This is a genomic window from Escherichia sp. 10290 (assembly GCF_030295155.1).
Classification (GTDB): Bacteria; Pseudomonadota; Gammaproteobacteria; order Enterobacterales; family Enterobacteriaceae; genus Escherichia; species Escherichia coli_F.
On sequence record NZ_AP025741.1, the window covers coordinates 2,627,233 to 2,653,244 of the forward strand.

The 26,012-nt window shown below is 53.1% G+C and carries 19 protein-coding genes; 9 read left to right on the top strand and 10 right to left on the bottom strand.

Annotated features, from left to right (window positions below):
- Window positions 1-420: 420 nt before the first annotated feature.
- The 3 genes from asmA to udk form a co-directional block, all read right to left on the bottom strand.
- Window positions 421-2,274, bottom strand: a complete 1,854-nt coding sequence (asmA, locus tag QUE74_RS13325; RefSeq protein ID WP_001252316.1) for an outer membrane assembly protein AsmA — start codon at window positions 2,272-2,274, stop codon at window positions 421-423.
- A gap of 21 nt (window positions 2,275-2,295) precedes the next feature.
- The gene (gene dcd / locus QUE74_RS13330; protein WP_001234777.1) at window positions 2,296-2,877 is read right to left on the bottom strand and encodes a dCTP deaminase; all 582 of its coding nucleotides are present in this window, start codon (window positions 2,875-2,877) and stop codon (window positions 2,296-2,298) included.
- A gap of 91 nt (window positions 2,878-2,968) precedes the next feature.
- A complete protein-coding gene (gene udk, locus QUE74_RS13335; RefSeq protein ID WP_000132077.1) occupies window positions 2,969-3,610 on the bottom strand; it encodes a uridine kinase in 642 nt (213 codons plus the stop codon).
- A 318-nt stretch (window positions 3,611-3,928) separates the two neighbouring features.
- On the opposite strand from udk, the gene QUE74_RS13340 reads away from it, so the two are divergent.
- Complete coding sequence (locus QUE74_RS13340) at window positions 3,929-7,246, top strand: diguanylate cyclase (RefSeq protein WP_000043732.1); 3,318 nt, start codon at window positions 3,929-3,931, stop codon at window positions 7,244-7,246.
- A 109-nt stretch (window positions 7,247-7,355) separates the two neighbouring features.
- On the opposite strand, the gene alkA is transcribed toward QUE74_RS13340, so the two are convergent.
- Window positions 7,356-8,204, bottom strand: a complete 849-nt coding sequence (alkA, locus tag QUE74_RS13345; protein ID WP_000288364.1) for a DNA-3-methyladenine glycosylase 2 — start codon at window positions 8,202-8,204, stop codon at window positions 7,356-7,358.
- Between the two features lie 133 nt (window positions 8,205-8,337).
- Between alkA and yegD the strand changes: the two genes are divergently transcribed.
- A complete protein-coding gene (gene yegD, locus QUE74_RS13350; protein WP_000469746.1) occupies window positions 8,338-9,690 on the top strand; it encodes a molecular chaperone in 1,353 nt (450 codons plus the stop codon).
- A gap of 12 nt (window positions 9,691-9,702) precedes the next feature.
- Here the strand turns inward: yegD and yegI are convergent, their stop codons facing one another.
- Window positions 9,703-11,649 (bottom strand): protein kinase YegI, encoded by a 1,947-nt coding sequence (gene yegI / locus QUE74_RS13355; RefSeq protein ID WP_000856097.1) that lies wholly within the window; start codon window positions 11,647-11,649, stop codon window positions 9,703-9,705.
- Window positions 11,650-11,849: 200 nt separating this feature from the next.
- Between yegI and QUE74_RS13360 the strand changes: the two genes are divergently transcribed.
- A complete protein-coding gene (locus QUE74_RS13360) occupies window positions 11,850-12,311 on the top strand; it encodes a YegJ family protein (RefSeq protein WP_000722343.1) in 462 nt (153 codons plus the stop codon).
- A gap of 64 nt (window positions 12,312-12,375) precedes the next feature.
- Here the strand turns inward: QUE74_RS13360 and QUE74_RS13365 are convergent, their stop codons facing one another.
- The 5 genes from QUE74_RS13365 to QUE74_RS29475 form a co-directional block, all read right to left on the bottom strand.
- Entirely contained in the window at window positions 12,376-13,137 is a 762-nt protein-coding gene (locus QUE74_RS13365; RefSeq protein ID WP_000119088.1) for a PP2C family serine/threonine-protein phosphatase, read from the bottom strand.
- A complete protein-coding gene (locus tag QUE74_RS13370) occupies window positions 13,134-13,793 on the bottom strand; it encodes a vWA domain-containing protein (RefSeq protein WP_000003193.1) in 660 nt (219 codons plus the stop codon). The genes QUE74_RS13365 and QUE74_RS13370 overlap by 4 nt, the downstream gene beginning before the upstream one ends.
- 217 nt (window positions 13,794-14,010) lie before the next feature.
- Window positions 14,011-14,067: a type I toxin-antitoxin system Ibs family toxin gene (locus QUE74_RS13375; RefSeq protein ID WP_100249772.1), complete on the bottom strand. Its 57-nt coding sequence runs from the start codon at window positions 14,065-14,067 to the stop codon at window positions 14,011-14,013.
- A 271-nt stretch (window positions 14,068-14,338) separates the two neighbouring features.
- Window positions 14,339-14,395 (bottom strand): type I toxin-antitoxin system Ibs family toxin, encoded by a 57-nt coding sequence (locus QUE74_RS13380; RefSeq protein WP_100733667.1) that lies wholly within the window; start codon window positions 14,393-14,395, stop codon window positions 14,339-14,341.
- Window positions 14,396-14,666: 271 nt separating this feature from the next.
- Window positions 14,667-14,723 (bottom strand): type I toxin-antitoxin system Ibs family toxin, encoded by a 57-nt coding sequence (locus tag QUE74_RS29475; protein ID WP_100733666.1) that lies wholly within the window; start codon window positions 14,721-14,723, stop codon window positions 14,667-14,669.
- A 278-nt stretch (window positions 14,724-15,001) separates the two neighbouring features.
- On the opposite strand from QUE74_RS29475, the gene mdtA reads away from it, so the two are divergent.
- Genes mdtA through baeR form a run of 6 tightly spaced genes read left to right on the top strand, consistent with a single transcriptional unit; the run spans window position 15,002 to window position 25,984 of the window.
- A complete protein-coding gene (mdtA, locus tag QUE74_RS13385) occupies window positions 15,002-16,249 on the top strand; it encodes a multidrug efflux RND transporter subunit MdtA (protein ID WP_000679024.1) in 1,248 nt (415 codons plus the stop codon).
- Window positions 16,249-19,371: a multidrug efflux RND transporter permease subunit MdtB gene (gene mdtB / locus QUE74_RS13390; RefSeq protein ID WP_001197844.1), complete on the top strand. Its 3,123-nt coding sequence runs from the start codon at window positions 16,249-16,251 to the stop codon at window positions 19,369-19,371. Before mdtA ends, mdtB begins: the two co-directional genes overlap by 1 nt.
- On the top strand, window positions 19,372-22,449 hold the full coding sequence (gene mdtC / locus QUE74_RS13395) for a multidrug efflux RND transporter permease subunit MdtC (protein ID WP_000667575.1): 3,078 nt from the start codon (window positions 19,372-19,374) through the stop codon (window positions 22,447-22,449).
- Window positions 22,450-23,865, top strand: coding sequence for an MFS transporter (locus tag QUE74_RS13400; RefSeq protein ID WP_000130899.1), 1,416 nt, complete (start codon window positions 22,450-22,452; stop codon window positions 23,863-23,865).
- Window positions 23,862-25,265 (top strand): envelope stress sensor histidine kinase BaeS, encoded by a 1,404-nt coding sequence (baeS, locus tag QUE74_RS13405; RefSeq protein WP_000675173.1) that lies wholly within the window; start codon window positions 23,862-23,864, stop codon window positions 25,263-25,265. Before QUE74_RS13400 ends, baeS begins: the two co-directional genes overlap by 4 nt.
- Window positions 25,262-25,984, top strand: a complete 723-nt coding sequence (gene baeR / locus QUE74_RS13410; protein WP_000137876.1) for an envelope stress response regulator BaeR — start codon at window positions 25,262-25,264, stop codon at window positions 25,982-25,984. The genes baeS and baeR overlap by 4 nt, the downstream gene beginning before the upstream one ends.
- Window positions 25,985-26,012: the final 28 nt, after the last annotated feature.

Below are 26,012 nucleotides of genomic sequence, written 5' to 3' on the forward strand. Positions count from 1 at the left end.
AGGCGTTTCATTCAACCGGGAGAGTATGTGACATTAGAGGCTGTTCCGTTCACTTTATGTTCCTCGCTACTTTGGAACGCTCAAGCCGGTGAACGTGCCAGGGTGGCTCAATCGCCACCACCCTGGCAACCCGGGCTCCCGGCGGTAAATCGCCGCTAGCGCGGTCCCCTCATCTTATTCCTTTCGGCTATCGGGTACGGGCGCGAGGTAACATCCCTGTAAAACGCGCCCTCAGCCCACATCCATGTGGGCTGCCCCGGCCTACAGGAAACGATTCGGCGATTTACAGCCGGACCAACACCCTCGCTGAAGTATCTTACTTATACAGATGATTCATCTTTGCTGAAAGTAATCTACGTGATTGCCTGATGCGACGCTTACGCGTCTTATCAGGCCTACAGCATATGTCATCTGGATGACTTACATCTTCTCCAGCAACTTCTTCACATCTTTGCCATTGCGGGAATCTTTATTCCGCTCGGCCCAGTCATTCAGGCGACGTTTCGCTTCGTCCTGTAGATGTTTGCGTAGCAGCTGGTCCACTTGCAGGCTGTAATTAAGTTGCTGCCAGTTGCCATAAACCCGCAGCGGTACTGGCGTTTCTTTGAGGAAATCAATCAGTTTGCTTTCCCCGTTCCAGCCACCCACGACCCGAATATCAAACTGGGTGTCGCAGGTTTGATCTGCCAAATTCAACATGCCTTCCCCTGTCAGCGCCAGCACAGGCGATTGACCTTGCATGTCGTTTAACGTCACGACGCCATCCTTCAACGTCAAATCGGTGGTAAAGCGGTCAAGACGCGTCACGTTATCGAAGTTTTCAGCGGCCTTCACATCACCACCATTACGCTCTACCGCTTGCTGAATCATCTGCTGGAAGTTCATCCCTTCCATGCGTGTGTCGGTCATCTCAACATGCGCCTGCCCTTGCCAGTTGTTGCGGAATGCGTCGGCATCTATGTCAGCACCGGAGAAATCACCCGCAAGTGACATCTTTCCGGTCAACGAAATCGGATAGTTAAACGCCTTCAGAATGGTGCCAATCTCAACGTTTTCCAGCCGTGGCTGGAAGATTATCCGCGGACTTATTGATGTCGCGTCCAGCGTGCCCGGCAGCGAAACCTGTCCACCGTTAAGCTTGCCCTGCAGTTGAGTAATTTCCAGCAAACCCGACTTGTTGGTCATTTGCGTGGCAACGTCTGTAAAATTCATTCCGCGCCAGCGCACGTTACTGGCCTGCAACAAAATATCAGCCGTAAAGCCTTGCAATCCCTGATAGGCCGGTTCATCAATACGCGAAGAAATGACCGGGCGCGGCAACGTGGATTGGCTCTGCCCCTGCTGCGCGGCACCGTTTTCACCGTTCGCTGTTTCTTTAAGCGGGATGAGGTTGTCAAGATTCAGTTGCGGGAATTGCAGTCTCAGCTGCCATTCCGGTTTCTCTGTCAGCGTGACCTGTGCTTGCCCGCTCAGCGTACTGTCATTGGCGGTCAAACTAATTTGGTTAAATGAAAGGCGTTTATGTGACTCCTGCCACTGGGCCTGGAAACTCCCCTGCCCCTGAATACCTTGTTTTGGTAAATCGGCACCCTGCAACTGCCAGTTAATTTGTTCAATAGCCGCCGTTAAATCATGCGGATAATCAGAAGCATCTACCGTACCGTTAAGGGATATCGTGAGATCGCGCTGATCGCGATTAACCCGCCCGGAGAACTCAAATGAACCACGATGTTGGGGATCTTGTTCCATTTGCAGGCGGATATTACGGATTGTCACCTGCTCGTCATCTTCATGCTGGAACACCAGCACGCTGTCCGCCACCTTAAGACTGGATATATCAAACGACCATCCGCGATCGTCTGACAGATCCGGCAAGGTATTGTCGCGCGGTGCAACCGGGGCATCTTCGCTGCGTACCGCTTCCGTCTGCGGCGTCAGTTGGATCACTGCCCCTTTTAGCATCACCTGCTTAACGCTCAGTTGATGACTCAGCAGTGGTAAAAGCGCCACGTCCAGACGCATGTTGTCTGCGCGAACCAGTGGCTGGCTCGCGCCCTGGGCAGTGAGAGACATTCGCCCGGAGAGGATACTAAGTTGCGGCCAGACGTGCCAACGCAGTGGCCCGTCGAGCTGCAATTGATAACCGCTACGTGCAGCAACTTGCTTGACCATATAGTCGCGGAAATCATTCGGATTCACCAGCAACACTAACGCAGATAACCCGGCCACCAGCACGACCAGGAGTATCATCAGCGTCGTCAGAAATCGTCTCATGGTATCCTCAATGGGCCTGAATTAGTCTTTATCGATTCGGCTGGCTACCGCGCCCTGCTGGTTGCGATATTTCGCATCTTCACGGCGGTTGTAAGGTCGCGCCGCCGGGCCGGAAAGCGGCTCAAAGCTCAGCGCACCAATTAACATGCCCGGACGCAACGCCAGCGGCAGCTTACCGGAGTTGTAGAACTCCAGCACAATGCAGCCAGACCAGCCCGGATCGATACGGTGCGCGGTGACGTGCACCATAAGCCCCAGACGCGCCAGTGAGGAACGACCGTCCAGCCATCCCACCAGATCGGCTGGCAGCGTCACCGACTCCAGCGTCACCGCCAGCGCCAGCTCTCCTGGGTGAAGATAAAACGCCTCGCTTTCATCGAGTACGATCTCATCGCTCATCACGCGGTCAAGCGCGGCGCTCACTTCATCTTTGGGACCGCTCAGATCGATAAACGCTGCCGTGTGACCACGGAAGGTACGAAATTTATTGCCCAGGCGCACATCCACCGTCGCGCCATTAATACGCTCCACTGGCGGACGTGGGTTGATCGACAAACGGCCTTCATCAAGCCAGGCTTCAATATCTCGGTCACACAGACGCATGGCATTTTCTCCTTTCGCGCATCACTCCCTTAACGCCAATTACGTCAAGGGCATACCAGGTTATCACTGAACGGTACACAATTTATCAAGCTTATTCAAAGAACTGACTTATTTTCGCTTTCAATATATCGATGGCGATGCGGTTTTTCCCGCCGCGCGGCACGATAATGTCCGCATATTGTTTAGATGGCTCAATGAATTGCAGGAACATCGGGCGCACAGTTTTTTGATATTGCGCCATCACGGAATCCATTGAACGCCCACGCTCGTTAACATCACGCTTGATGCGGCGCATCAGGCAGATATCCAGCGGGGTATCAACGAAAATTGAGAAGTTAAGTTCATCACGCAAACGCGCATCCGTCAGCAGCAAAATGCCTTCGAGAATGATGACCTTCTTCGGCTCAACCTTTACCGTTTCTTTCATACGCGTATGTTCAACATAGCTGTAAACCGGCAGGTCAATTGCCGAGCCGCGTTTCAATGCTTGTAAATGCTCAAGCAGCAGGCTGTGATCCATCGCGCTGGGATGGTCGTAGTTGGTCTTAACGCGTTCTTCCATCGACAGATGGCTTTGATCTTTGTAATAGCAGTCTTCGGGAATTACGCCGATGTGTTCATCACCGACTTGCTCACGTAATTCACGATAAAGGGTACTGGCAATAAGACTCTTGCCGGAAGCCGATGCGCCAGCGATACCGATAATGACGCACTGATGAGACTGATCAGTCATATATTTAGCGACCTGATTAACCTGGATGTTAGGAAGGGGGCGACGAAGCGCCAAACGCGGCAATTATAGGGATTTCATCCGCCTGATACCAGTCGAATAGCGCTGCCGCGCGCTCAGAGTTAATTGTTGACGAAGAATTCCCGGTGGCAAATTACGTTGTTCAGTTTTAATGCAAGGTAAAAAATGTTATACGTCGTTGCGCAAATTATCCGCCTTTACGTCACTTTATGAGCAATTCGCATATAAAATGTAAAACTTTTGTACTAGCATAAACACAGAAACGAATACTGGCGACCTGGTCTTGCGGATAAAGCGGTAATGAGCAAACAATCACAGCATGTATTAATTGCCCTGCCCCACCCGCTGCTTCACCTGGTCAGTTTAGGTTTAGTCTCGTTTATCTTCACCCTTTTCTCGCTTGAGCTTTCGCAGTTTGGCACCCAACTCGCCCCACTGTGGTTCCCGACGTCCATCATGATGGTGGCGTTTTATCGCCATGCCGGGCGCATGTGGCCGGGAATAGCGCTGAGCTGCTCGCTGGGAAATATCGCCGCATCCATCCTGCTTTTTTCCACCAGCTCGCTGAACATGACCTGGACGACCATCAATATTGTTGAAGCCGTGGTCGGGGCAGTGCTACTGCGTAAATTGCTGCCGTGGTATAACCCCTTGCAAAATCTGGCTGACTGGCTGCGTCTGGCACTCGGCAGCGCCATTGTTCCACCTCTGTTAGGGGGTATTCTGGTTATCCTGCTGACGCCCGGAGACGATCCTCTCAGGGCATTTTTGATATGGGTACTGTCAGAATCCATCGGCGCCCTGGCACTGGTGCCGCTGGGATTGTTATTTAAACCACACTATCTGCTGCGCCATCGCAACCCAAGGTTGCTTTTTGAGTCGCTGCTCACGTTAGCCATCACACTGACGTTAAGCTGGCTTTCGATGCTGTATCTGCCGTGGCCTTTTACTTTCATTATTGTGCTGTTGATGTGGAGCGCCGTGCGCCTGCCACGAATGGAAGCCTTTTTGATCTTCCTTACCACGGTGATGATGGTGTCACTGATGATGGCCGCTGATCCCTCCCTGCTTGCTACGCCGCGTACATACCTGATGAGCCATATGCCGTGGCTACCGTTTTTGCTGATCCTGCTGCCCGCCAACATCATGACGATGGTGATGTATGCCTTTCGTGCGGAACGCAAACACATTTCCGAAAGCGAAACCCGCTTTCGGAACGCGATGGAATATTCCGCCATCGGCATGGCATTAGTGGGCACCGAGGGGCAATGGCTGCAATCCAACAAAGCGCTCTGCCAGTTTCTCGGTTACAGTCAGGAAGAACTGCGCGGACTTACCTTTCAGCAACTGACCTGGCCGGAGGATCTCAATAAAGATCTGCAACAGGTTGAAAAGCTGATAAGCGGTGAAATAAACACCTATTCAATGGAAAAACGCTACTACAACCGCAATGGCGATGTTGTCTGGGCGTTGCTTGCCGTCTCACTGGTGCGCCACACCGATGGTACGCCGCTCTATTTTATCGCTCAGATTGAAGACATTAACGAGCTAAAACGCACCGAACAGGTGAACCAGCAACTGATGGAGCGCATCACGCTGGCTAACGAAGCGGGCGGGATTGGCATCTGGGAGTGGGAGCTAAAGCCGAATATTTTTAGCTGGGATAAGCGGATGTTCGAGCTGTATGAAATTCCTCCGCATATCAAACCGAACTGGCAGGTGTGGTACGAATGCGTGCTGCCGGAAGATCGCCAGCACGCCGAAAAAGTGATTCGCGATTCATTGCAATCGCGCTCTCCCTTTAAACTGGAATTTCGCATTGCCGTGAAAGACGGTATCCGCCATATCCGCGCCCTCGCCAACCGGGTACTGAATAAAGAAGGCGAAGTTGAACGCCTGCTTGGCATCAATATGGATATGACTGAAGTGAAACAGCTTAACGAGGCACTGTTTCAGGAAAAAGAGCGCCTGCATATTACGCTGGACTCCATCGGCGAAGCCGTGGTCTGTATTGACATGGCGATGAAAATTACCTTTATGAATCCAGTGGCGGAGAAGATGAGCGGCTGGACGCAGGAAGAAGCGTTAGGTGTTCCGCTCCTGACGGTGTTGCATATTACTTTTGGCGACAACGGGCCATTAATGGAGAACATTTACAGTGCCGACACCTCGCGTTCCGCGATTGAACAAGATGTAGTGTTGCACTGTCGAAGCGGCGGCAGCTACGACGTGCATTACAGTATTACACCGCTAAGTACTCTGGATGGCAGCAATATTGGTTCGGTTCTGGTGATTCAGGACGTCACCGAATCACGCAAAATGTTACGGCAGCTGAGCTACAGCGCCTCCCATGATGCACTGACGCATCTCGCCAATCGCGCCAGTTTTGAGAAGCAACTACGCATCCTGCTGCAAACGGTAAACAGTACACATCAGCGACATGCACTGGTGTTTATCGATCTTGATCGCTTTAAAGCGGTGAATGACAGCGCCGGACACGCCGCTGGCGACGCTTTGTTGCGCGAACTGGCGTCATTGATGCTGAGTATGCTGCGCTCCAGCGACGTGCTGGCGCGACTCGGTGGCGATGAATTTGGTCTGCTGCTGCCAGATTGTAATGTCGAAAGTGCGCGTTTTATCGCTACACGCATTATCAGTGCCGTGAATGACTATCACTTTATATGGGAAGGACGTGTACATCGGGTAGGTGCCAGTGCCGGGATTACCTTGATTGATGACAACAATCATCAGGCGGTTGAAGTGATGTCGCAGGCTGACATCGCCTGTTATGCCTCCAAAAATGGTGGCCGCGGCCGGGTGACAGTTTACGAACCGCAGCATGCTGACGCACATAGCGAACGGGCGGCGATGTCGATTGATGAACAGTGGCGGATGATTAAAGAGAATCAGTTGATGATGATCGCCCACGGCGTCGCTTCGCCACGGATCCCGGAAGCGCGTAATTTGTGGTTGATATCACTAAAACTCTGGGGTTGCGAAGGCGAGATTTTTGATGAACAAACATTTCGTCGTAGCTTCAGTGATCCGGCGCTTAACCATGCTCTTGACCGCCGGGTACTCAATGAATTTTTCCAGCAGACCGCAAAAGCGATTGCCAGTAAAGGCTTAAGCATCGCCCTCCCCCTTTCTGTTGCCGGTTTGAGTAGCGCCTCGCTGGTGAATGAACTAATTGAGCAGCTGGAAAATAGCCCTCTACCACCACGGTTATTACATCTGATTATTCCGGCAGAAGCGGTTTTCGATCACGCAGAAAGCGTGCAAAAACTACGGCTGGCGGGATGTCGGATAGTGCTCAGCCAGGTGGGTCGCGATCTGCAAATTTTCAACACGCTGAAAGCGAATATGGCAGATTACCTGCTACTTGACGGTGAGCTATGCGCCAGCGTGCAGGGTAATTTGATGGATGAGATGCTGATTACGATTATTCAGGGGCACGCTCAGCGACTCGGGGTGAAGACTATCGCCGGGCCAGTTGTTTTACCCTTAGTGATGGATACGCTTTCTGGCATCGGCGTTGATCTGATTTATGGTGATGTGATTGCCGATGCCCAACCGTTGGATTTGCTGGTGAATAACAGTTATTTCGCGATTAACTGAGGGAGCGTTTGCCCATTGCCTGATGCGACGCTAACGCGTCTTATCATGCCTACAAATCGCTCATTCCCCAGGCCGGATAAGGCGCTCGCACCGCATCCGGCGACCAACGTCATGCTTCGTCTGGTTGCCAGCCTTCCGTATACCAGATATGCAACAGCGCATAAGAACGCCAGGGCTTCCAGCGCTCGGCATATCGGCGGATTTGTGCCGGTGTCATTCCCGGAAATCGCTGTTTAATCAGATAATCATCCGGCAGGAAAACATCTTTCGCCTGCCAGCCGCGCAAGGCGAAATAATTCGCCGTCCAGCGCCCGATACCCGGAAAAGTTTGCAGTTTTTTCATCGCTTGTTCTACGTCGCCCGGTATTATCATTGGTAAGGTGCCCTCCAGCGCCGCATTTGCCAGATGAATCAGCGCCTCTGCCCGTTTCAACGGCATACCTAACGCTTTTAATGCCTGCGGGTCGGCTGCAGCCAGCCGCTGAGGCGTGGGGAAGCAGACATACTCCGGAAAATCATCCAGCCGTTCGCCATAAAGCTGTGCCACTCTGGCGGTCAATTTTGCCGCCATCGCCACGCTCACCAGTTGGCCTAAAATCGCCCGCACGCCCTGCTCAAAAGCATCAACACAACCAGGTAAACGCAATCCGGGCCGCGCCGCGCCTAACTTGCCCAACGCACCGTTAACAATCTGCGGGTGACATTGCAGATCAAACAGGCGGCTCATTTTCGCCAGACACTCAGCGGCAACAGGTTCTAAACCTGCACTTAAATTTATGTGCAGAGTATGGCTGGCTATATCCGGAATAGCAGTCACCACGCCGCGATATTCGCCCACCGCCAGACTACGGGCATAAAAATCGTCAGCGACCGTTTCCACACCGCTCACCGCGCGGGCGGCGAGAAAACCCAACATCCACGACCAGTCATACGGCGGCTGCCAGTTCAGGGTATACATCGCATCTCCTTGTTAATCCGCTTTCAGCATAAACGTTATTCAGACGCTGCGCTTTGCTTTCATATTCCGGTTGTCGCGACGGCAACATTTCGCTAAAGTCACGCCCCTTCTTCACCGGCATGGGGATTATTTCGTGTTTATTGGTTTTGATTACGGTACAGCAAACTGTTCAGTGGCGGTCATGCGTGACGGTAAACCGCAATTACTGAAAATGGAAAACGACAGCACGCTGCTGCCTTCAATGCTTTGCGCGCCAACGCGTGAAGCGGTAAGCGAATGGCTGTACCGCCATCATGATGTTCCGGCAGACGACAATGAAACGCAGGCGCTATTACGTCGGGCGATTCGTTATAACCGCGAAGAAGATATCGATGTCACGGCGAAAAGCGTGCAGTTCGGCCTTTCCTCACTGGCGCAGTACATTGATGATCCGGAAGAAGTGTGGTTTGTTAAATCACCAAAATCGTTCCTCGGTGCCAGCGGCTTAAAACCGCAGCAGGTGGCGCTGTTTGAGGATCTGGTCTGCGCAATGATGTTGCACATTCGCAAGCAGGCCCAGACACAGCTGCCAGAAGCGATTACCCAGGCGGTGATTGGTCGCCCGATCAACTTCCAGGGGCTGGGCGGCGATGAGGCAAACGCCCAGGCACAAGGGATTCTGGAGCGTGCAGCGAAGCGTGCCGGGTTTAAGGACGTGGTATTCCAGTACGAGCCGGTGGCGGCTGGGCTGGATTACGAAGCCACCTTGCAGGAAGAAAAACGCGTACTGGTGGTGGATATCGGCGGTGGTACGACTGACTGTTCTTTACTGCTAATGGGGCCACAGTGGCGTTCGCGCCTCGATCGTGAAGCCAGCCTGCTGGGTCACAGTGGTTGCCGTATTGGCGGTAACGATCTGGATATCGCACTGGCGTTTAAAAATCTGATGCCATTACTGGGCATGGGTGGCGAAACTGAAAAAGGCATCGCCCTGCCGATCCTGCCGTGGTGGAATGCAGTTGCCATCAACGATGTACCTGCGCAGAGTGATTTCTACAGTAGTGCTAACGGTCGTCTGCTTAACGATCTGGTACGCGACGCCCGCGAACCGGAGAAAGTGGCCCTGTTACAGAAAGTCTGGCGTCAGCGTTTAAGTTATCGGCTGGTACGCAGCGCGGAAGAGAGCAAAATCGCCCTTTCCAGCGCAGCGGAAACCCGCGCATCGCTGCCGTTTATCAGCGATGAGCTGGCAACACTGATTAGCCAACAAGGGCTGGAAAACGCCCTCAGTCAGCCGCTGGCGCGAATTCTGGAACAGGTGCAACTGGCGCTGGATAACGCCCAGGAAAAACCGGATGTCATCTATCTGACTGGTGGTAGCGCCCGATCGCCGCTGATTAAAAAAGCGCTGGCAGAACAGTTGCCGGGCATTCCGATTGCAGGCGGCGATGACTTTGGGTCGGTTACCGCCGGGCTGGCACGTTGGGCAGAAGTGGTGTTTCGTTAATTGAAAAATGGCTCAGCAGCGGCTTAAATCAGCCTGCGCCTGAGCCAGTTTCTCCGCTGCCTGACGTAATGGTTCCATCAACGGCATGGTCCGTGCAGGAGCATGAAGGCGGAATCGCTGCAACTCTGTCGCGCCGACAGTCAGCGCCGATTCCAGCCGATGTCGTTTGGCGGTCATTTTCGCCATTACCGCTTGTCTGTCTGCTGGCGTTACCGCTTCATTCGGCCTGAACACAAAACGGCGTTCGCAACTCGCTTTCCAGTCGATAACCGCCTGTGTCAGATGATCACCAAACCCTTTCACTTGCTTAACACCACGACGGGTAACATCTGCTGCTGTTTCAATACCAAAAGACCGTAACGCCGCTTTACGCGCAGGGCCAACGCCGGGAATAGAGGCAACATCAATAAAAAATCCCTCCAGAAACTTCTGCTTCTGCCGTTCCCTTGCGGTGTCGTGAAGTGCTGCCACCGCGCGCTTTTCTTCTTCCGGTAAACCGAGAATTTCGTCCTTCATTTTTTCGAGCATCGTCCGTTTGGCGATAAAACCTTCCAACCCGCCCAACTGTTGGATCTGGCTGACTAAATGGTCATAGTCCATTTTCGCACGATTAAATACCTCACGACGGTGCTGGACTTCTGCTTTGTAAGCTTTGCTTGTCAGACTGCCAATAATCCAGATAGCCGCCAGCACAGGCACCAGAATAATATAACGCGGTTCTGCCTGAAGACCGCAAAGCAACAGCGATAACGCTGACAGTGTGATCTCAATCAGAATAATGTATTCACGCCGTAACAGGCCTAAAGGAAGCGGCCTGCCAGCTGGTTGGAAATGATCGGGTAATGGCAGTTGCAATGCTGGTGGTGCTACTGACGCCATCACCATCGCCCAGACTTTCGCCAGCACAAAATCACCGCTGGTGGTAATGACCTCTTCGCCGAGATCAATAAAATAGATAACGCCTTGATTATCCAGCGCACACCACGGGCAGTCGGTTAAATGACAAGGGTAAACATGCATTGCTGAAACGGTACATTTCTTTAATTGTTGGCGTAGTAAATCAAGTGCCGCAACCCACGCTTTTGCCGTCGGACGCCCGGTTGCCACGCCACTTTCCGTGAATGCCTGCTGAAACATGGCTGCAACATCACCCGGTAACATCGATAGCGGAATCGATCGTGGCGGCGGTTTTAAGCCACGTCTCTGATTGTCTGACGCGTAGGCATAACGAAAATGGGCAATATCCGTCTCCAGCGCATTACCCGCCTCAGAGATAAGCGGCACACCAGAATAAGGATGCCGCCCACCAAACAATACGTGAAAAATCAGCAACGCAAGGCCAAAATTATCGTGATTCGCGGTGCGTTCAAAGCCGACAAATGATGGCAAGGTTTGCAGCTCTGGCGGCGTAAAATGCGACACGCCGACTTCGCATAAATGCAGCGTTCCAGTGGCGTTAATCTGAAAGGAGTCGCTATCAATCAACACCACTTTGCTGTCACGGCCTACCATAAAGCTGTTCTGGTTTACGTCACCCACGACGTGCCCGTGCTCGTGAACCGTAGCAAAAGATGAAGCAATATTGCGCGCAACATAGAGGAGAAAATCCCACGCGCAATGAGGGTAACTCTGACGACGATGTGCCGGGCTATAGATCATATGAATCGGTTCTTTACCAGAAACTTTTGGCATCATAAAACCGATAACCTTCCCACCTCGTCCACTATGAAGCGTTGCCTGCGGCCAGGCGACATAATTCAACAACTGCGCGTCAGCTGTCGCAGCCATAAAGCTAAGTTTGTCCTGTTTTAAGGCGGGTGGAGGTGTGTGATAAATCTTGGCAACGCTATCGACAAACTCCTCGATATCATAAACCGCGCCTTCGCCGCCTTTGCCCAGTTCACGCCCGAGAGTGGTCAATTCACCTGTCGATGTAAATACTTTTATATTTGTCTTCATAATGTTTCAAGGGCAGTCATATTATATTTCAATGAATAATAACACTGCCCATTATAATTATTTCTATATTGGAAGAGTCCCACTCAAGAATAAAAATGATAATGCAATTTCATCAGGATACAATTCAATTCCAACCTGATAATGATTCACTTCCACAGGTTTTTTGCTAACTTTTACTACACAGGGATTCTGGAGAAAAAATGAAAAAGATATTACTTATGTTGAGTCTGCTATTTTTTACTACCGCGGGCTTTAGTGAGATTTCGGATACGTTAGTGACAGGAGGTTATGATAAAAAGGCGATGTCTGACGCGATTAAACATGCGCGGAAAGAAACCGATCAATTCATCGAAGTTATGAATAAAAAAGATGCTGATACTTTCGCAGTCAAAGCCCCGATAACCGATCGCGGAGAAACCGAGCATTTCTGGCTCACGGATGTCACTTATTCTAACGGCATGTTTATTGGTATAATAAGCAATGACCCTGGTATTGTTACAAACGTAGAATATGGCCAGGAGTGGAAAATCAAGAAAGAAGATATTTCAGACTGGATGTATACGCGCGGGGATAAAATTTACGGTGGTTATACCATTGATCCTTTATTGGTCACCTATCCAAAAGAAGAAGCCGACGAGCTAAGAGCAAAATTAGTTCGCTAGCCAGCCATTATATTGATTGCTTAAACTGGCGGTTGAACCGTTGTCTTCAACCGCCATGCGATGTTCATTCTGTCCACATAGCCAGTGCTAACGTTTTATCATCATCGGTACGCTCGTTTACCGCTGGGCTGGACAAAAACTGCTTTAACAATTCAGGTAATAAATCGAGTTGTTCCTGCGTTGCTGACGCCAGTCCATTGAAAAACGGGGTAAAGAAAGGCACATGCGGAGAATTATCCAGCATATTTAACGCCAGTCTCTGAATACCATCCGTAAATGCTGCAACTCTATGCGCACGCTCAGTGCTGGTGAAAGTTTCAAGTCTGGAAACGGCATCTTCATCGGTAATGAAATGCGTCATGTTGGCATATTCACCCACCATCGGCGTGAGCGGCAATTGCAGATCGTGACCCAAATCTACCACCACGCCGCCATCGCCAATCTGCATAATCAATGTGCCGTTAGGCGATGAAATCAGTCCCAGAAACGTGCAGGCAAAATCACGAACTGCTAATTCTTTAGCTTCCGCCTCGGCAAAAAGTCGCTGACGAACGGTCAGCACAATATCCGTTGCGAGGACATCATTAAGCCCCAATTCCCCGCCCTGCACTTTTTGCATCATATAAGCCATCGCTTCATTGACGGCAAGCGTCGCACCTTCGCCACCCTGCGAAACGCTGCCTGCGCCATCAGCGACAAATACCGTCAATAATGGCTGCTGGTCATTTAGCCAGACAACCTGCATCTGGCAGGCATCCTGGCAAGACAAGTCAGCGCTGATGTGCGACGTTCCAACGGCTGATGCATAAACCAGACGCCAGCTCACACTGACGTCCAGCCTTTTGGCGCTTCCAGTACAACTTCCATTCCCGGCGTGGAGCGGGAAACCGAACGCAGCGAACTGGATAACCAGCTAAACAGTTCGCGGAATTGTAATCCTTGAAGAGGCAAAGGCTGACGAACGCTGATTTGGGCCAGCGTCTTCATATCCGCCCCCTGAACACCGATGGAAAAGAAGGCAAACTTCTTATCTTCTTCCCCCTGAAACACCTTGTTGGCAGCAGCCTGCCACTCATCGGTTGGTGCGCCATCGGTAATCAGGAAAATCCACGGACGATAATAGGAAATACCATTGGCGCGATACTCACGTTTGCGCTCCTCAACCATATTCAGGGCTTTGGTAATGGCGGCCCCCATTGGTGTATCGCCCTGGGCAAACAGGATGGGCGGGAAAAAATTAGCGGCGCTGGTAAATGGTTGTTCCACATGCACCGGGCCGAACGTCACAATACCGAGTTCCACTCTTTTTAAGGCCAGCGAATCGGCAAGCAGCTCATCGCGAAAGGTAACCAATCCGGCGTTAAGTTCATTAATAGGTCTACCACTCATCGAACCAGAAACATCCAACAGCAAAATGCAGGGGCAACGTGGTTCCGGGTTACTGGCAAAATCGCTGGTGGCAAACGTGATTTGTTCGCTCATAAGAAATCCTTTCTTAGAGAATTATTGAGGTCCGGTATCATACCGACTGCAATAATGAAATAAGAGCAGGCAAAGCAACTTTCAGAATTCGGCCCATAAGCGCAGAGGGTTTTGCTATTCGCCCCGCAAGAACGTGGACTTACAGATTGACAATAAGGGTGGAGTAACATAACTTCAGGAGTGAGGGTAGAGCGGGGTTTCCCCCGCCCTGGTAGTCTTAGTAAGCTGGCCAGCTAATAACTAAGAGCACCACGATGATGAGTAGCTTCATCATGACCCTTTCCTTATTTAAGGCCCCTTCCTCGGGAGGGGCTTTCCCGTTTCAGCGTCCCGCTGAAATCGGCGGCCTACCTCCTTTCGCCATGCAAGCAGTCTATCGCTAACTTGCAGATAAAATAGTTTCACATGTGATTATTGCGTAACGTCTCGCAAAGAATATTTGCTGGCAGGATCGCAGACTACAAAGCCTGCGGATTGACAATCTGATTGTGAAGGCATACTTTCAGGAGTGAGGGTAGAGCGGGGTTTCCCCCGCCCTGGTAGTCTTAGTAAGCCGGTAAGCTAATGACTAAGAGCACCACGATGATGAGTATCTTCATCATGACCCTTTCCTTATTTAAGGCCCCTTCCTCGGGAGGGGCTTTCCCGTTTCAGCGTCCCGCTGAAATCGGCGGCCTACCTCCTTTTGCCCTGAATGCAGTCTATCGCTAACGCGTAGATAAAATAGTTTCATCTGTGATTATTGCGTAACGTCTCGCAAAGAATATTTGCTGGCAGGATCGCAGACTACAAAGCCTGCGGATTGACAATCTGATTGTGAAGGCATACTTTCAGGAGTGAGGGTAGAGCGGGGTTTCCCCCGCCCTGGTAGTCTTAGTAAGCTGGGTAGCTAACGACTAAGAGCACCACGATGATGATCCACTTCATCATGACCCTTTCCTTATTTAAGGCCCCTTCCTCGGGAGGGGCTTTCCCGTTTCAGCGTCCCGCTGAAATCGTCGGCCTACCTCCTTTTGCCCTTAATGCAGTCTATCGCTAACGCGTAGATAAAATAGTTTCCTGTGTTATTACTGGATGCGTGCTCGCAAAAGTGCCCGTCATTCAGACGATTCCCGACAGTGTTTCATAATTCCTCCATTTTTCTCCCTTATTGGCTGGCTACACTAGTATCATTCCGCGAAACGTTTCAGGAAGAGAAACTCTTAACGATGAAAGGCAGTTATAAATCCCGTTGGGTAATCGTAATCGTGGTGGTTATCGCCGCCATCGCCGCTTTCTGGTTCTGGCAAGGCCGCAATGAATCCCAGAGCGCAGCGCCAGGTGCGACGAAGCAAGCACAGCAGTCGCCAGCCGGTGGCCGCCGTGGTATGCGTTCCGGCCCATTGGCCCCGGTTCAGGCAGCAACTGCCGTGGAACAGGCGGTTCCGCGTTACCTCACCGGGCTTGGTACGATTACCGCTGCTAACACCGTTACGGTGCGCAGTCGCGTAGATGGTCAACTGATGGCATTACATTTCCAGGAGGGTCAGCAGGTCAAAGCAGGCGATTTACTGGCAGAAATTGACCCCAGCCAGTTCAAAGTTGCATTAGCACAAGCTCAGGGGCAACTGGCAAAAGATAAAGCCACGCTAGCCAACGCCCGCCGTGATTTAGCGCGTTATCAGCAACTGGCAAAAACCAATCTCGTCTCCCGTCAGGAATTGGATGCCCAACAGGCGCTGGTCAGTGAAACCGAAGGTACCATTAAGGCTGATGAAGCGAGCGTCGCCAGTGCGCAGCTGCAACTCGACTGGAGCCGCATCACCGCACCAGTCGATGGTCGCGTTGGTCTCAAGCAGGTTGATGTTGGTAACCAAATCTCCAGTGGTGATACCACCGGGATTGTGGTGATCACCCAGACGCATCCTATCGATTTGCTCTTTACCCTGCCGGAAAGCGATATCACTACCGTAGTACAGGCGCAAAAAGCCGGAAAACCGCTGGTTGTTGAAGCCTGGGATCGCACCAACTCGAAGAAATTAAGTGAAGGCACGCTGTTAAGTCTCGATAACCAAATCGATGCCACTACCGGTACGATTAAAGTGAAAGCACGCTTTAATAATCAGGATGATGCGCTGTTTCCCAATCAGTTTGTTAACGCTCGCATGTTAGTCGACACCGAACAAAACGCCGTGGTGATCCCCACCGCCGCCCTGCAAATGGGCAACGAAGGCCATTTTGTCTGGGTGCTGAATAGCGAAAACAAAGTCAGCAAACATCTGGTGACGCCGGGCATTCAGGACAGTCAGAAAGTGGTGATCCGCGCAGGTATTTCTGCAGGCGACCGCGTAGTGACGGATGGCATTGATCGTCTGACCGAAGGGGCGAAAGTGGAAGTGGTTGAAGCTCAAAGCGCCACCACTTCGGAAGAGAAAGCCACCAGCCGCGAATACGTGAAAAAAGGAGCACGCTCCTGATGCAGGTGTTACCCCCGAGCAGCACAGGCGGCCCGTCGCGCCTGTTTATTATGCGTCCTGTCGCCACCACGCTGCTGATGGTGGCGATCTTACTCGCCGGGATTATCGGTTATCGTGCCCTGCCCGTTTCGGCGCTGCCGGAAGTGGACTATCCAACCATTCAGGTGGTCACCCTCTACCCAGGTGCCAGCCCGGATGTCATGACCTCTGCCGTTACCGCACCGCTCGAACGCCAGTTCGGGCAGATGTCCGGCCTGAAACAGATGTCGTCGCAAAGTTCCGGCGGCGCGTCAGTTATCACTTTGCAGTTCCAGCTAACATTACCGCTGGATGTCGCCGAGCAGGAAGTGCAGGCCGCGATTAACGCTGCGACCAACTTGTTGCCGAGCGATCTGCCTAACCCGCCGGTTTACAGCAAAGTGAACCCGGCAGATCCGCCGATCATGACGCTTGCCGTCACATCAACCGCCATGCCGATGACGCAAGTGGAAGACATGGTGGAAACCCGCGTCGCGCAGAAGATCTCGCAGATTTCCGGCGTCGGGCTGGTGACGCTTTCCGGCGGTCAGCGTCCGGCTGTTCGCGTCAAACTTAACGCCCAGGCGATTGCCGCCCTCGGCCTGACCAGCGAAACCGTGCGCACCGCCATTACCGGCGCTAACGTTAACTCGGCTAAAGGTAGCCTCGACGGCCCTTCCCGCGCGGTCACGCTTTCCGCGAACGACCAGATGCAATCTGCAGATGAATATCGCCAGTTGATTATCGCCTACCAGAACGGCGCGCCGATTCGTCTTGGTGATGTCGCAACCGTTGAACAAGGCGCAGAAAACAGTTGGCTTGGCGCATGGGCGAACAAAGAACAGGCCATTGTGATGAATGTTCAGCGCCAGCCCGGTGCTAACATTATCTCTACCGCCGACAGCATCCGGCAGATGCTGCCACAGCTCACCGAGAGTCTGCCGAAATCGGTGAAGGTGACGGTACTTTCCGATCGCACTACCAATATCCGCGCATCGGTCGACGATACCCAGTTTGAGCTGATGATGGCTATCGCGCTGGTAGTCATGATTATCTACCTGTTTCTGCGCAATATTCCGGCGACCATCATTCCTGGCGTCGCGGTGCCGCTGTCGTTAATTGGCACCTTTGCGGTTATGGTGTTTCTCGATTTTTCAATCAATAACCTGACGCTGATGGCGTTAACCATCGCCACCGGATTCGTGGTCGATGACGCCATCGTGGTGATCGAAAACATTTCCCGCTATATCGAAAAAGGCGAAAAACCGTTGGCGGCGGCGCTCAAGGGCGCGGGTGAAATCGGCTTTACCATAATCTCGCTGACCTTCTCACTGATTGCAGTGCTGATCCCGCTGCTGTTTATGGGCGATATCGTCGGGCGACTGTTCCGCGAATTTGCCATTACCCTGGCGGTAGCGATTTTGATCTCAGCCGTGGTGTCGCTGACCCTGACACCGATGATGTGCGCGCGGATGCTCAGCCAGGAGTCGCTGCGTAAACAGAACCGCTTCTCCCGGGCCTCGGAAAAAATGTTCGACAGGATAATTGCCGCCTATGGTCGTGGACTGGCGAAAGTGCTGAATCATCCGTGGCTGACCTTAAGCGTGGCGCTCAGCACGCTGCTGCTGAGCGTTCTATTGTGGGTGTTCATTCCGAAAGGTTTCTTCCCGGTACAGGACAACGGCATTATTCAGGGCACTTTGCAGGCACCGCAGTCCAGCTCCTTTGCCAATATGGCCCAGCGGCAACGCCAGGTCGCGGATGTGATTTTGCAGGATCCGGCAGTGCAAAGTCTGACCTCGTTTGTTGGCGTTGATGGCACTAACCCGTCGCTGAACAGTGCGCGTTTACAGATCAACCTCAAACCGTTGGATGAACGTGATGACCGGGTGCAAAAAGTTATCTCCCGTCTGCAATCGGCGGTCGATAAAGTGCCGGGTGTCGATCTCTTCCTGCAACCAACGCAGGATCTGACTATCGATACTCAGGTCAGCCGCACCCAGTACCAGTTTACCTTGCAGGCCACATCGCTGGATGCGCTCAGTACCTGGGTGCCGCAACTCGTGGAAAAACTCCAGCAGCTGCCGCAGCTTTCTGATGTCTCCAGCGATTGGCAGGACAAAGGGCTGGTGGCGTATGTCAATGTTGATCGCGACAGCGCCAGCCGTCTGGGGATCAGCATGGCGGACGTCGATAACGCCCTGTACAACGCGTTTGGTCAGCGGCTGATTTCCACTATTTATACTCAGGCTAACCAGTATCGCGTGGTGCTGGAGCACAATACCGAAAATACCCCAGGGCTTGCGGCGCTGGATACCATTCGCCTGACCAGCAGCGACGGTGGCGTGGTGCCGTTAAGCTCAATTGCCAAAATTGAGCAGCGTTTTGCGCCGCTCTCCATCAACCATCTGGATCAGTTCCCGGTAACGACCATCTCCTTTAACGTGCCGGATAACTATTCTCTCGGTGATGCGGTGCAGGCAATTATGGATACCGAAAAGACACTGAATCTGCCGGTGGATATCACCACACAATTCCAGGGCAGCACCCTCGCCTTCCAGTCGGCATTGGGCAGCACTGTCTGGCTGATTGTCGCAGCGGTGGTGGCGATGTATATCGTGCTCGGCATTCTGTACGAGAGCTTTATCCACCCGATCACCATTCTCTCGACGTTGCCAACGGCAGGTGTTGGCGCACTGCTGGCGCTAATGATTGCCGGAAGTGAGCTGGATGTGATCGCCATCATCGGCATTATTTTGCTGATCGGTATTGTGAAGAAAAACGCCATCATGATGATCGACTTCGCGCTGGCTGCCGAGCGCGAGCAAGGCATGTCGCCGCGCGATGCAATTTACCAGGCCTGTTTGCTGCGTTTTCGTCCGATCCTGATGACCACTCTGGCGGCACTGCTTGGCGCGCTGCCGCTGATGTTGAGCACCGGAGTCGGCGCGGAACTACGTCGTCCGTTAGGCATCGGCATGGTCGGCGGCCTGATTGTTAGCCAGGTGCTGACGCTGTTCACCACGCCGGTGATTTATCTGCTGTTCGACCGCCTGGCATTGTGGACCAAAAGTCGCTTTGTCCGTCATGAAGAGGAGGCGTAAGTGAAGTTTTTTGCCCTCTTCATTTACCGCCCGGTGGCGACGATTTTACTGTCGGTCGCCATTACCCTGTGCGGAATACTGGGTTTCCGTATGCTGCCGGTCGCCCCGCTGCCACAGGTCGATTTTCCGGTGATTATGGTCAGCGCCTCGCTGCCCGGTGCATCACCGGAGACAATGGCGTCTTCCGTCGCCACGCCGCTGGAGCGCTCACTTGGGCGCATCGCCGGGGTCAGTGAAATGACCTCCAGCAGTTCGCTTGGCAGCACGCGTATTATTTTGCAGTTTGATTTTGACCGGGATATCAACGGCGCGGCGCGCGATGTGCAGGCGGCGATCAACGCCGCGCAAAGTTTGCTGCCCAGTGGGATGCCAAGCCGTCCGACCTATCGCAAAGCGAATCCTTCGGATGCGCCAATTATGATCCTCACGCTGACATCCGATACTTATTCGCAAGGTGAACTGTACGATTTCGCCTCGACGCAACTGGCTCCGACAATTTCGCAAATCGACGGCGTCGGTGATGTCGATGTCGGCGGCAGCTCGTTGCCCGCCGTGCGCGTTGGGCTGAACCCGCAGGCGCTGTTTAATCAGGGCGTCTCGCTGGACGATGTGCGCACTGCCATCAGCAATGCCAACGTGCGTAAACCGCAGGGGGCGCTGGAAGATGGCACTCACCGCTGGCAGATACAGACCAATGATGAGCTAAAAACCGCTACCGAATACCAACCGCTGATTATTCATTACAACAACGGCGGCGCGGTTCGTCTGGGCGATGTGGCGACGGTGACCGATTCGGTGCAGGATGTGCGCAACGCCGGGATGACCAACGCTAAACCGGCTATTTTGCTGATGATCCGCAAGCTGCCGGAAGCCAATATTATCCAGACGGTTGACAGCATCCGGGCAAAATTACCGGAGTTGCAGGAGACCATTCCGGCGGCGATTGATCTGCAAATTGCCCAGGATCGCTCCCCCACCATTCGCGCCTCACTGGAGGAAGTCGAGCAAACGCTGATTATCTCGGTGGCGCTGGTGATTCTGGTGGTGTTTTTATTCCTGCGCTCGGGTCGCGCCACTACTATTCCCGCCGTTGCGGTGCCGGTTTCGCTGATTGGTACGTTTGCCGCGATGTATCTGTGTGGTTTCAGTCTCAATAATCTTTCGTTAATGGCGCTGACCATCGCCACTGGCTTTGTGGTGGATGATGCCATCGTGGTGCTGGAAAACATTGCCCGTCATCTGGAAGCGGGGATGAAACCGTTGCAAGCCGCGCTGCAAGGTACTCGCGAAGTCGGCTTTACGGTGCTGTCGATGAGTCTGTCGCTGGTGGCGGTGTTCCTGCCGCTGCTGTTGATGGGCGGATTGCCGGGCCGACTGTTACGCGAATTTGCCGTGACGCTTTCTGTCGCCATTGGTATTTCGTTGCTGGTTTCCCTGACGTTAACGCCGATGATGTGCGGCTGGATGCTAAAAGCCAGCAAGCCGCGCGAGCAAAAGCGTCTGCGTGGTTTTGGTCGCATGTTGGTTGCTCTGCAACAAGGCTACGGCAAGTCGCTGAAATGGGTGCTCAATCATACCCGTCTGGTGGGTGTAGTGCTGCTTGGCACCATTGCGCTGAATATCTGGCTGTATATCTCGATCCCGAAAACCTTCTTCCCGGAGCAGGACACCGGCGTGTTGATGGGCGGGATACAGGCGGATCAGAGCATTTCGTTTCAGGCGATGCGCGGTAAGTTGCAGGATTTCATGAAAATTATCCGTGACGATCCGGCAGTGGATAATGTCACCGGCTTTACCGGTGGCTCGCGGGTGAACAGTGGGATGATGTTTATCACTCTCAAACCACGCGACGAGCGCAGCGAAACGGCGCAGCAAATTATCGACCGTCTACGGGTGAAGCTGGCGAAAGAACCGGGAGCGAATCTGTTCCTGATGGCGGTGCAAGATATTCGCGTTGGCGGACGTCAGTCGAACGCCAGTTATCAGTACACGTTGCTGTCCGACGACCTGGCGGCGCTGCGCGAATGGGAGCCGAAAATCCGCAAAAAACTGGCAACGTTACCGGAACTGGCGGACGTGAATTCCGACCAGCAGGATAACGGCGCGGAGATGAATCTGGTTTACGACCGCGACACTATGGCACGACTGGGAATCGACGTGCAGGCCGCCAACAGCCTGTTGAATAACGCCTTCGGGCAGCGGCAAATCTCGACCATTTACCAGCCCATGAACCAGTATAAAGTGGTGATGGAAGTGGATCCACGCTATACCCAGGACATCAGTGCACTGGAAAAAATGTTCGTCATTAATAACGAAGGAAAAGCGATCCCGCTGTCGTATTTCGCTAAATGGCAACCGGCGAATGCCCCGCTGTCGGTGAATCATCAGGGATTATCGGCGGCCTCGACCATCTCGTTCAACTTGCCGACCGGAAAATCGCTCTCGGACGCCAGTGCGGCGATTGACCGCGCAATGACCCAGCTAGGTGTGCCTTCGACGGTGCGCGGCAGTTTTGCCGGAACAGCGCAGGTATTCCAGGAGACGATGAACTCGCAGGTGATCCTGATTATCGCAGCCATCGCCACGGTGTATATCGTGCTGGGTATCCTTTACGAGAGTTACGTACATCCATTGACGATTCTCTCCACCCTGCCCTCGGCGGGCGTTGGAGCGCTGTTGGCGCTGGAGCTGTTCAATGCCCCGTTCAGCCTAATCGCCCTGATAGGGATCATGCTATTAATCGGCATCGTGAAGAAAAACGCTATTATGATGGTCGATTTTGCGCTCGAAGCCCAACGGCACGGTAACCTGACGCCGCAGGAAGCTATTTTCCAGGCCTGTCTGCTGCGTTTTCGCCCGATTATGATGACTACCCTGGCGGCGCTGTTTGGTGCGCTGCCGTTGGTATTGTCGGGCGGTGACGGCTCGGAGCTGCGCCAACCCCTGGGGATCACCATTGTCGGAGGTCTGGTAATGAGCCAGCTTCTGACGCTGTATACCACGCCAGTGGTGTATCTCTTTTTTGACCGTCTGCGGCTGCGTTTTTCGCGTAAACCTAAACAAACGGTAACCGAGTAAATGACAGATCTTCCCGACAGCACCCGCTGGCAATTGTGGATTGTGGCTTTCGGCTTCTTTATGCAGTCGCTGGACACCACCATCGTAAACACCGCCCTTCCCTCAATGGCGCAAAGCCTTGGGGAAAGTCCGTTGCATATGCACATGGTCATTGTCTCTTATGTACTGACCGTGGCGGTGATGCTGCCCGCCAGCGGCTGGCTGGCGGACAAAGTCGGCGTGCGCAATATTTTCTTTACCGCCATCGTACTGTTTACTCTCGGTTCACTGTTTTGCGCGCTTTCCGGCACGCTAAACGAACTGTTGCTGGCACGCGCGTTACAGGGCGTTGGCGGCGCGATGATGGTGCCGGTTGGCAGGTTGACGGTGATGAAAATTGTACCGCGCGAGCAATATATGGCGGCGATGACCTTTGTTACGCTGCCCGGGCAAGTCGGTCCGCTGCTTGGTCCGGCGCTCGGCGGCCTGCTGGTGGAATACGCGTCCTGGCACTGGATCTTTTTGATCAACATTCCGGTAGGGATTATCGGTGCGATCGCCACGCTGATGTTAATGCCAAACTACACCATGCAGACGCGGCGTTTCGATCTCTCCGGTTTTTTGTTGCTGGCGGTCGGCATGGCGGTATTAACGCTGGCGCTGGATGGCAGTAAAGGCACGGGACTTTCACCGCAGGCGATTGCCGGACTGGCAGCGATTGGCGTGGTGGCACTGGTGCTTTATCTGCTGCACGCCAGAAACAACAACCGCGCCCTGTTCAGTCTGAAACTGTTCCGCACTCGTACCTTTTCGCTGGGCCTGGCGGGGAGCTTTGCCGGACGTATCGGCAGTGGCATGTTGCCCTTTATGACACCGGTTTTCTTACAGATTGGCCTCGGTTTCTCGCCGTTTCATGCCGGATTGATGATGATCCCGATGGTGCTCGGCAGCATGGGAATGAAGCGAATTGTAGTGCAGGTGGTGAATCGCTTTGGTTATCGTCGGGTACTGGTGGCGACCACGCTGGGCCTGTCGCTGGTCACCCTGCTGTTTATGACTACCGCGCTGCTGGGCTGGTACTACGTTTTGCCGTTCGTCCTGTTTTTACAAGGAATGGTCAACTCGACACGTTTCTCCTCCATGAACACCCTGACGCTGAAAGATCTACCAGACAATCTGGCGAGCAGCGGCAACAGCCTGCTGTCGATGATTATGCAATTATCGATGAGTATCGGCGTCACCATCGCCGGGCTGTTGCTGGGGCTTTTTGGTTCACAGCATGTCAGCGTAGACAGCAGCACCACACAAACCGTCTTTATGTACACCTGGCTTAGCATGGCGTTTATCATCGCCCTTCCGGCGTTTGTCTTTGCCAGAGTGCCAAACGATACGCATCAAAATGTCGCTATTTCGCGACGAAAAAGGAGCGCGCAATGAAGTTCTGGCGACCCGGTATTACCGGCAAACTGTTTCTGGCGATTTTCGCCACCTGCATTGTCTTATTGATCACGATGCACTGGGCGGTACGTATCAGTTTTGAGCGCGGCTTTATCGATTACATCAAGCATGGTAATGAACAACGGCTGCAAATGCTCGGCGATGCGCTTGGTGAGCAGTACGCCCAGCACGGGAACTGGCGCTTCCTGCGTAATAACGATCGCTTTGTATTTCAGATCCTACGTTCGCTGGAGCATGATAACAACGAAGATAAGCCCGGCCCCGGTATGCCGCCACACGGTTGGCGCACGCAATTCTGGGTGGTTGATCAAAACAACAAAGTGCTGGTTGGCCCGCGAGCACCGATTCCACCAGACGGCACACGGCGGCCCATTATGGTCAATGGGGCGGAAGTGGGTGCGGTGATCGCCTCCCCTGTTGAACGACTGACCCGCAATACCGACATCAATTTTGACAGACAACAGAGGCAAACCAGTTGGCTGATTGTCGCTTTATCTACCTTGTTAGCGGCGCTGGCGACATTCCCACTGGCGCGCGGTTTGCTGGCTCCGGTCAAACGACTGGTGGACGGTACACACAAACTGGCAGCGGGCGATTTCACTACTCGCGTGACGCCCACCAGCGAAGATGAATTGGGCAAACTGGCGCAAGACTTCAACCAGCTCGCCAGCACGCTGGAGAAAAACCAACAGATGCGCCGCGATTTTATGGCCGATATCTCCCACGAGCTGCGCACGCCTTTAGCGGTACTGCGCGGCGAACTGGAAGCTATTCAGGATGGCGTGCGTAAATTCACGCCGGAGACGGTGGCTTCTTTACAGGCAGAGGTCGGTACACTGACCAAACTGGTGGATGATCTTCATCAATTGTCGATGTCTGATGAAGGCGCTCTCGCCTACCAGAAATCGTCGGTGGATCTGATCCCGCTACTGGAAGTCGCGGGTGGCGCATTTCGTGAGCGTTTCGCCAGCCGCGGGCTGAAACTGCAATTTTCCCTACCAGACAGCATTACCGTATTTGGCGATCGCGATCGTTTAATGCAGTTGTTCAATAACTTACTGGAAAACAGCCTGCGCTATACCGACAGCGGCGGCAGCCTGCATATCTCTGCCGAGCAACATGACAAAACGGTGCGCCTGACCTTTGCCGACAGTGCACCGGGCGTTAGTGACGATCAACTGCAAAAATTGTTTGAGCGTTTTTATCGCACCGAAGGTTCCCGCAACCGTGCCAGCGGCGGTTCCGGCCTGGGGCTGGCTATTTGTCTTAACATTGTTGAAGCACATAATGGTCGCATTGTTGCCGCTCATTCGCCTTTTGGCGGGGTAAGCATTACAGTAGAGTTACCGCTGGAACGGGATTTACAGAGAGAAGTATGACCGAGTTACCAATCGACGAAAACACGCCACGTATTTTGATCGTGGAAGATGAACCGAAGCTGGGGCAGTTGCTTATTGATTATCTGCGTGCTGCGAGCTATGCGCCGACGCTTATCAGCCACGGCGATCAGGTACTGCCATATGTGCGCCAGACACCACCGGATCTGATCCTGTTGGATCTGATGCTCCCTGGCACCGATGGCCTGACGTTGTGTCGGGAGATTCGTCGTTTTTCTGACATTCCGATCGTGATGGTGACAGCAAAAATCGAAGAGATCGACCGCCTGCTCGGGCTAGAGATTGGCGCAGATGATTATATCTGCAAGCCGTACAGCCCACGGGAAGTGGTAGCACGCGTCAAAACCATTTTGCGCCGTTGCAAACCGCAGCGTGAGTTGCAGCAACAGGATGCTGAAAGCCCGTTGATTATCGACGAAGGTCGTTTTCAGGCTTCATGGCGCGGTAAAATGCTTGACCTGACGCCTGCGGAATTTCGTCTGCTGAAAACACTCTCTCATGAACCAGGAAAAGTGTTCTCCCGCGAGCAATTGCTCAATCATCTTTATGACGACTACCGCGTAGTAACTGACCGCACCATCGACAGCCACATTAAAAACCTGCGTCGCAAGCTGGAAGCTCTGGACGAAGAGCAGTCTTTTATCCGCGCCGTCTACGGTGTCGGTTATCGCTGGGAAGCCGACGCCTGCCGCATCGTTTAACATTTTTACCTGCCGGAGAAGGCATTCA